This window comes from Candidatus Phytoplasma meliae (assembly GCF_016876135.2).
The window spans coordinates 130388-137693 of record NZ_JACAOD020000001.1 but is presented as its reverse complement, the minus strand read 5'-3'; the positions used below and the strand labels follow the sequence as shown (position 1 = coordinate 137693).

The window sequence follows — 7306 nt, the reverse complement described above, 5'->3', positions numbered from 1 at the left end:
CAAGTTTTATGCTCAAAATTAGTATTTATTCAATAGTTTAGAGTAAAAAAATAAAGAACTAATCTTTTAGGGAATAGTTCTTTGGTTTGATATTTGTTACTTTTTGTGTTGGTAAAGCGTGGAATTTGAATATAGAAAAAAACTAACTTAATTGTTAGTCTTTGAAATGATTAAATTGTTGGTTTTTGGCATAAAAAACTACCAAAAATGATGGTTTTATTAAAAATTTAGTTGAATCCTAATGTTTTTGGTCTAAGTGCGTTCTATTTTTTGTTTAATTCTTTGATTTAATAAAGCTTCAATTTGATTTAATTCAAAAAGGTGTTTGTCGAGTTCTCCATTAATTAAGTTATATTGACGATTGGTAAACATTCCTATAAAAACAACTGTCCAAATATCACCAAAATACATTTTATTTTTTTCAAAATCATTGATTCTTTTTTTAATAAAATTAATTCTAATAGACATTTTTTCTTTTAATTTATTATCTGAACAATCAACAAACAACACGTGTATTGAGGAAATTTTATCTTCAATTAAAAATCTTTTAGTTTCAATATTTTTTTTACCAAATAAACTTTTGATTAACAAAACAATTGGAACAACAATAAATACAATTTTTAAAATTATGCTAAATATAGTTATGCTAAATATATTAAATGTCATTTTATTTTCTCCTTTCGAAAATAAATTGTTTTAATTGTTTATGGTTATCCTTTTTTATTTTTTTGAATTTAAAGAAAGGATTAAAATAACCATCTTTTATTATTATAACTCAAAAAAAACCCAAAACAAGTTTTATGCTCAAAATTAGTATTTATTCAATGGTTTAATAACAAAAACAAAGGAATAAAAGCAATTAAGATTGACATTTATTAGGTTATATGTTATATTTAAATATGATATATTTGCAAATATCCAAGTATAAATTATGAAATAATTTTAATTTCAAAAATCAACCAATAAATTAAAAATACTTACTTTTTTTATTTTCATGTTGTTATGTTTAATGATTTACTATATAAACACAATTATCATATAAACTTATATTAATAAACTATTAACGCAATATCTGATATCCATGTATAATTCATAATTCTCATTTTACTTAATTTACTTTAAAGAAGAAGAATCATTTTAATTTTAATATTTTTTTAAAACTATCATCACACTTGGAAGGAATAATTAAATGAAGCAAGAACAAGAACTTCTTGGCAAAAAAGAAAAATTAAATAAATTAGTTTTAGAAGGAAATCTGATTAAATCTTTATGGATTATTTCCTTACCTATTATTGTTTTTAATGTTTTTAAATCTCTTTTTGCCAATGTTGATACTTTATTTGCTGTCGGAAGTGTTAATCCAAAAGCTATTGGTAGTTTTATTCAATTTTCTAAATCGATCCAAGTTATTATTGATTCTATTGGAATTTGTTTAGGAATTACAGGAGTTACTTTAGTAACAAGAGAAGTGGGACGCAATAAAAATGTATATACCCCTAAAGCACGTCAAATAGTATCTTCAGTATTTGTTTTATTAATTTTAGTAAGTTTTGTAGTTGCTTTTATCATGGTTATTTGCGCCGAACCTTTTTGTAATAATATTATGGGATTAAGTAAATATGTCTTAAATGGCAGTTTATCCCTTGATGATCAAAAAAAATGTATTTTCGCTTTTAGATTAAAAATGTTAGGAGTTATTTTATTAGCTATTAACGTTTTCTTTTTAGGAACTGAAAGAATTTTAAGAAAAATTAAAAAAATATTAATTTTAAATTGTGTTATGATGGCTTTGAAAATCGGTTTAAGTTTTTTTATTTTTTATGTTATGAAACAACAAAATGCTTTAGGTTTAGAAATAGCTTCTGTCTTAGCTCATGCTTCTATCACTTTAGTTGCTTTTGGAACTCTTTTTAATAAAAACAATCCTTTTTGTTTGAAAATCAAAGATTTTTCTTGTAAGAGTTTTTTAGCCAATCAACAAATTACTAAAACTATTCTTAAATTTGCCATTCCTTTAATGTTAGGGAAAATGCTTTATGAATTTGGTAGATTATTAACTTTATGGATGATAGAAAGCGATTCTGACAATCCTTTTTGTGGTTTTAAGGGTTTAGGAGTTGGAACTCTTGGCAAAATAGGAGTTGCTGATGGAGTTGTTGGTTTATTTGCTCAAATATCTTTTGCCCTTAAAGAAGGACAATTAATGATTGTATCTGCTAATTTAGGAAATAAAAATATTAAAAGAGCTATTAAAACTTTAGTAATTTCTTGTATTTCTGTTTTGTTAATTTTTATGATAACATACTTAATTTGCGCACCAACAAAATATTATGGTTTAGGTTTAGGAGAATATATTTATTTATTTTTCAAAAATTTAGGAAAAACCACAAAAGCTACTACTCCACCTGAAGGTTTCTCAGAATTTTTAATGGGGGCTTTGTTGACAACTGGTTTAATTACTACTCAATTAGAAATTTTATCTATTTTTTTAATTGCTACTAAACAACCTAAATATGATTTATTTCTTAGTTTCGGACGTGTCTTTTTGTTTAGAATCCCCTTTCTTTATTTATTAAGAGCCTTTGTCTTTCAGCCAGCAACCGCTAATGAATATTATGTTTATAGTACAGCTAATTTTTTTTCTAATTTAATTATGTTTTTATTTATGCTATTCTTTTGTTGTCGTTCTATTGCCAAAATTAAAAAAAATGAAACAAACGACATACTTGACAAAAGCGCCTACAAAAAGAATGTATAAAATATAAATACACATAATCTAGTAATTTCATTACTTTTGATAAACAATTTAAGTGTTATTTTTTTCCTTTAAATGTTTTCTTTAAAAACCAAAAAAAATATAACGTATTTCAGTTATCGCTGTATTGTTCAAAATTATATTTTGTAGTTTTTAAATGTTGTTCAGAAAAGCTGTCATATTCGTTGATATAGTGCATGCTTCCTTTTTTTAGGTGTAATAAGTTTTTTTGGTTCTTTTGTCTGTTGATAGGTCGTATTCGATGGTGTGCATTTTCCCTCCATTCGAATATATTTTGTAAACGTGATTTAGGGGCAAAATAATTTGTTTTTGGGGTTTAAATTTTTGCATTTTCATAATTTTTTTATTTCTCGTTTCTATTTTTTTTTCAATTTGACTTTAAAAACAAAAGAAGCCAAACTGTTTTTTAGCAGTCTAGCTTATTTTTTAAGTTTAAAATTAATTGTATGTTTTTTTATCGCTCTCTTCAGAAGAACAATTTAAAAATACAAAAAATGTCCAAAAAACGGAACATCCCAGATTTTGATTTTTTTTAATTTTTTTTATGTTATAATACTTATTGTTATAAATTTGTGTTAATTGTTTGAGTAGCTCAGCAGGATAGAGCAACGGCCTTCTAAGCCGTCGGTCGGGGGTTCGAATCCCTTCTCAAACGCCATATATTTTTTTATTTACTACTTTATTTTAATTTTTTTTATATATTATATTTTTATTTTAATTTCAATATTATTTCAACATTTTCAAAATGTTTAATCAAAAATAAGGAAATGTAAAATTTAATGGGATTTCATGTTGAATGGTTAATACCTTTTTTATTAATTTTATTAATTATCGCTATTGTTTGTATAGGGATTATTTGTTGTAAGTTTTTTGTAAAAATACAAAAACCCGAAATAAATATTCAAGATATTTTGAAACAATATTTTTTAGAATCAGAATCAAGAGTCATTGATAGATTAGATCTTAAAATAAATAATTTAACTCATCAAAGTCAAGATAGTTTAACAAAAGAAATTAAAGATACTAGACAACATTTGATTAATAATCTGGAAAATTCATTAAAAGTTTTAAGAGAACAAAATGTTACTGGTTTTCAAGAAGTTCAAAATATTCATAAATTATTGTGTCAAAATGATAAAATAGGTCAAGCTGGTGAATTTTTATTAACTCGTATTTTGGAAAACATTGTTCAAATGAAAGATAAATTGATTTTTGAAAAACAATTTTTAATGAAAAAAACTAATATTCATGGTCAACGATTAAGGGTAGATGTTATGTGCAAAGGTCATGGTAAATTTGTACAAATTCCTATTGACTCTAAATTCCCTACTACAGATTTTTTAGCATACATGAATAACGCTGAAAATCAAACTGTTTTGAAAAAGCGTTTTTATGATCACGTTAAAGCAAGGATTAAAGAAACTGAAAAATATGTTAGTAAAGAAGATCATGCCCCTTATGCTATCATGTTTGTCCCTTCTGAAAGTATTTTTTCACAAATTAATTTAGATGAAGAAATTATATCATATGCCTTTAGACGAAATGTTATTGTAACTAGCCCTTCTATTTTATTAGCTATTTTAAATTCTGTAGATTATTATTTTCAGATCTTTGAAAGTGTTCAAGATAATGAAGAAAAATTTGATTGCATTAACAACGTTTTACAAGCGATGAAAAATTTTGATAAAGCATTTATCAATGATTTTAAAACAGCTTTAGAAAAAGTATTAAAAGTTCTTGATGACATACAGATAAAAGAAAAAACTTTAGAAAAACGTTATCAAAAATTATTAGAATTACGCAAAAAAGAAAATGATCAGCAATTATTGGAACCAACACAAAAACATAATTGATTTTTAAAATTTTGCAAATATCCCCTCCTTATTTCTTTTACTTTATCACGATAAAATTAATAATTTTTAAGTTATTGTAATTATTATAAAATTATAAAATAAATGATATTTTCGTTTTTTGATACTATATGGTATAATATCATTTTTTTGTTGTAATTATTTTGCAAATATTGTTTTTACTTGTTATATAATATATGTGGATACTTGATGTTTTTAACATCTTGCTATCTACTATTTGTTTATTATATATGTCCTTATCGTTACATTTGAAGTTAATTTTTAAAAATAATTTATAGATGTATCTAATTTGACTATATTTAAGCTAATCTTATTTTTAACTTAAAAAATTAAAGGATGTTATTTAAGTTTTCCGTTGAAATCAAAATATAATAATTACCTCATCATTAGTGTTTCGATTGTATCTATTTTTTTTCTAGTTTGTTGTTTTTTATTTTTTTATTATCAAGATGCTTCTAACAACGAAAGTATTACAGAAGAAACCTCTTCTGAAAGCGTTTCTTCTGAAATTCCAGAAACTCTTTCTGGTTCAAATTCGCAAATGAATATTATCAAAGATAAAGCTACAAATGCATTAATGAAATTGGTAGATAAAACATTGGAATCTAAGGCAGTAACTAAGACAATCGAAAATATTCCTAATAAAATTATTTCTGCTATTAAAAAGAAAAAAATTTAAATTTTAATTTATTGGGTTTAAATTTTTAATAAATTATATCAATATTGTGTTTTTATAAAAGCTAATCTATCTAAGATTAGCTTTTCAATTTTTTTATTTTAAAATAAATAATATTAAATATTTATTTTAATAAATAAACAAATAAAAAGAAAATTATTTTATATTGAATGCAATTAAGATCAATATCTTTTTTTGTTTTTTCATCGTTTGAGGGATTGAAAAAATAAAAAAAGCTTTTAAAATCCGTTACATTAATTATTAAAAATATTTTGCATTATCCCTCGTTTTTCCTAAATTATATAAAACAACTATTTTATATACATTTTTGTGTTTGTGATTTTTTGATTTATAATCAATTTATAAAAAAAGAAGGAAGTTATTAATATAACATGAACCCCTTAAGTTGTTTCCCCGAATTGTTATTTTATTTTGTTGTTTTTTCTTTAGGTGTTCTAATAGGTTATTTATTTTATTCTTTTTTTAATCGAAAAAAAATATATCAAGAGCAGCAAAAATTTGAACAACAAGTTAAAGATAAATTGGATAATTTGCATCAATATGAAAAAGAATTGATTCAAAATGCTAAAATGGAAATATTTTCTTTGCAAAAGAAAATAGAACATGATTTGCATGAAAGAACTAAAATAATAATTAATTTAGAAAAAAAGAATAATCGTCGTGAAGAGTTATTTAATAATAGAACTGAAAATTTAAACAAAAGAGAACAATATTTAGACGCTAAACAGCAAGCTATTATTAATGATCAAAAAAAACTAGAAACACAGATTAAAGAACAAGAAATTATTTTACAAAATCAAAAAATAAAACTAGAACAAATCGCTTTTTTAAATCGCGAAGAAGCTTATGATATCATCATGAATGAAGTTAGGAACAATTCTGCTAACGAAATTATTGCATATATAAAAAAGGAACAAGAAAAAGCCAAATTAGAAGTGTCAAAAAAAGCTAAAATGCTTTTAGTTTTAGCAATGCAAAAATATGCTAGTGATATTACAGGAGAAAAAAACATTAGTGTCGTTGATATTCTCAACGAAGATATGAAAGGGCGCATTATTGGTCGCCAAGGACGAAATATTAAAACTTTAGAAGATTTAACCGGGGTAGATTTAATTATAGATGATTCACCTACTACAGTAGTTTTAAGTAGTTTTGATCCAGTTAGAAGGGAAATTGCTAAAAAAACTTTAGAATTTTTGATTTCTGATGGCCGAATTCACCCTTCTAGAATTGAAAAAGCATTAGAACAATCGATTTTAGAAGTTGATAATTTTATCAAAGAAATGGGTGAAGAAGCTGTTTTTATTACTAAAATAGGCGAAGTGCACCCTGATTTGATTCAAATTTTAGGAAAGCTTCATTTCCGTGTTAGTTATGGCCAGAATGTATTAAAACATTCTTTGGAAGTGGCCTTTTTAGCAGGAAAACTTGCTTCAGAAATTGGAGAAAATGAAATTTTGTCCAGACGAGCTGGTTTGTTTCATGACATAGGGAAAGCTTTAGATCATGAAACAGAAGGTAGTCATGTTGAAATTGGAGTTTCTTTGGCCAATAAATATCAAGAAAAACTTGAAGTTATTGATGCTATAGCTTCTCACCATGAAGATCAACCTCCTCAAACTATTATTGCTGTTTTAGTTGCTATCGCAGATACTCTAAGTTCTGCAAGACCTGGAGCTCGTAAAGAATCTATAGAAAATTATATTAAAAGATTAACTCAATTAGAAAACATAGCCAATTCTATCAAAGGAGTCGCTCAATCTTATGCTATGCAAGCTGGACGCGAAATCAGAGTCATTGTTAAACCCGAAAAAGTAGCTGATGATTTTATTTTCCATACTGCGCGCACCATTAAAGAAAAAATAGAACAAGACGTTAATTATAACGGCGTTATTAAAGTTACTGTTATCAGAGAAATAAGAGCTATTGAAATAGCTAAATTATGACTAATTACAGGAGATT

6 protein-coding genes and 1 tRNA gene are annotated in these 7306 nt (G+C 24.7%); 5 read left to right on the top strand and 2 right to left on the bottom strand.

Annotated features, from left to right (window positions below):
• Window positions 1–252: 252 nt before the first annotated feature.
• Window positions 253–666, bottom strand: coding sequence for a hypothetical protein (locus tag CHTY_RS00750; RefSeq protein WP_203552021.1), 414 nt, complete (start codon window positions 664–666; stop codon window positions 253–255).
• 523 nt (window positions 667–1189) lie between these two features.
• Between CHTY_RS00750 and CHTY_RS00745 the strand changes: the two genes are divergently transcribed.
• Complete coding sequence (locus tag CHTY_RS00745) at window positions 1190–2758, top strand: MATE family efflux transporter (RefSeq protein WP_203552020.1); 1569 nt, start codon at window positions 1190–1192, stop codon at window positions 2756–2758.
• 207 nt (window positions 2759–2965) lie between these two features.
• Here CHTY_RS00745 and CHTY_RS00740 read toward each other — a convergent pair whose 3' ends face one another.
• Window positions 2966–3112 (bottom strand): hypothetical protein, encoded by a 147-nt coding sequence (locus CHTY_RS00740; RefSeq protein ID WP_203552019.1) that lies wholly within the window; start codon window positions 3110–3112, stop codon window positions 2966–2968.
• A 245-nt stretch (window positions 3113–3357) separates the two neighbouring features.
• Between CHTY_RS00740 and CHTY_RS00735 the strand changes: the two genes are divergently transcribed.
• The 4 genes from CHTY_RS00735 to rny all read left to right on the top strand — a co-directional run bounded on the left by CHTY_RS00735 (window position 3358) and on the right by rny (window position 7290).
• Window positions 3358–3434 (top strand) — tRNA-Arg (locus CHTY_RS00735).
• Between the two features lie 121 nt (window positions 3435–3555).
• Window positions 3556–4629 carry a DNA recombination protein RmuC gene (locus tag CHTY_RS00730; protein ID WP_203552018.1) on the top strand — a complete coding sequence of 358 codons (1074 nt, stop codon included), beginning with the start codon at window positions 3556–3558 and terminating at the stop codon, window positions 4627–4629.
• A 373-nt stretch (window positions 4630–5002) separates the two neighbouring features.
• Window positions 5003–5326, top strand: coding sequence for a hypothetical protein (locus CHTY_RS00725; protein WP_203552017.1), 324 nt, complete (start codon window positions 5003–5005; stop codon window positions 5324–5326).
• A 389-nt stretch (window positions 5327–5715) separates the two neighbouring features.
• Complete coding sequence (gene rny / locus CHTY_RS00720; protein ID WP_203552016.1) at window positions 5716–7290, top strand: ribonuclease Y; 1575 nt, start codon at window positions 5716–5718, stop codon at window positions 7288–7290.
• Window positions 7291–7306 lie beyond the last annotated feature (16 nt).

Bases quoted from the DNA above. Each gene is read 5' to 3' on its own strand.
- CHTY_RS00730 (WP_203552018.1), top strand. From the start codon at position 3,556: ATGGGATTTCATGTTGAATGGTTAATACCTTTTTTATTAATTTTATTA.
- CHTY_RS00745 (WP_203552020.1), top strand. From the start codon at position 1,190: ATGAAGCAAGAACAAGAACTTCTTGGCAAAAAAGAAAAATTAAATAAA.
- CHTY_RS00740 (WP_203552019.1), bottom strand. From the start codon at position 3,112: ATGAAAATGCAAAAATTTAAACCCCAAAAACAAATTATTTTGCCCCTA.
- CHTY_RS00750 (WP_203552021.1), bottom strand. From the start codon at position 666: ATGACATTTAATATATTTAGCATAACTATATTTAGCATAATTTTAAAA.
- rny (WP_203552016.1), top strand. From the start codon at position 5,716: ATGAACCCCTTAAGTTGTTTCCCCGAATTGTTATTTTATTTTGTTGTT.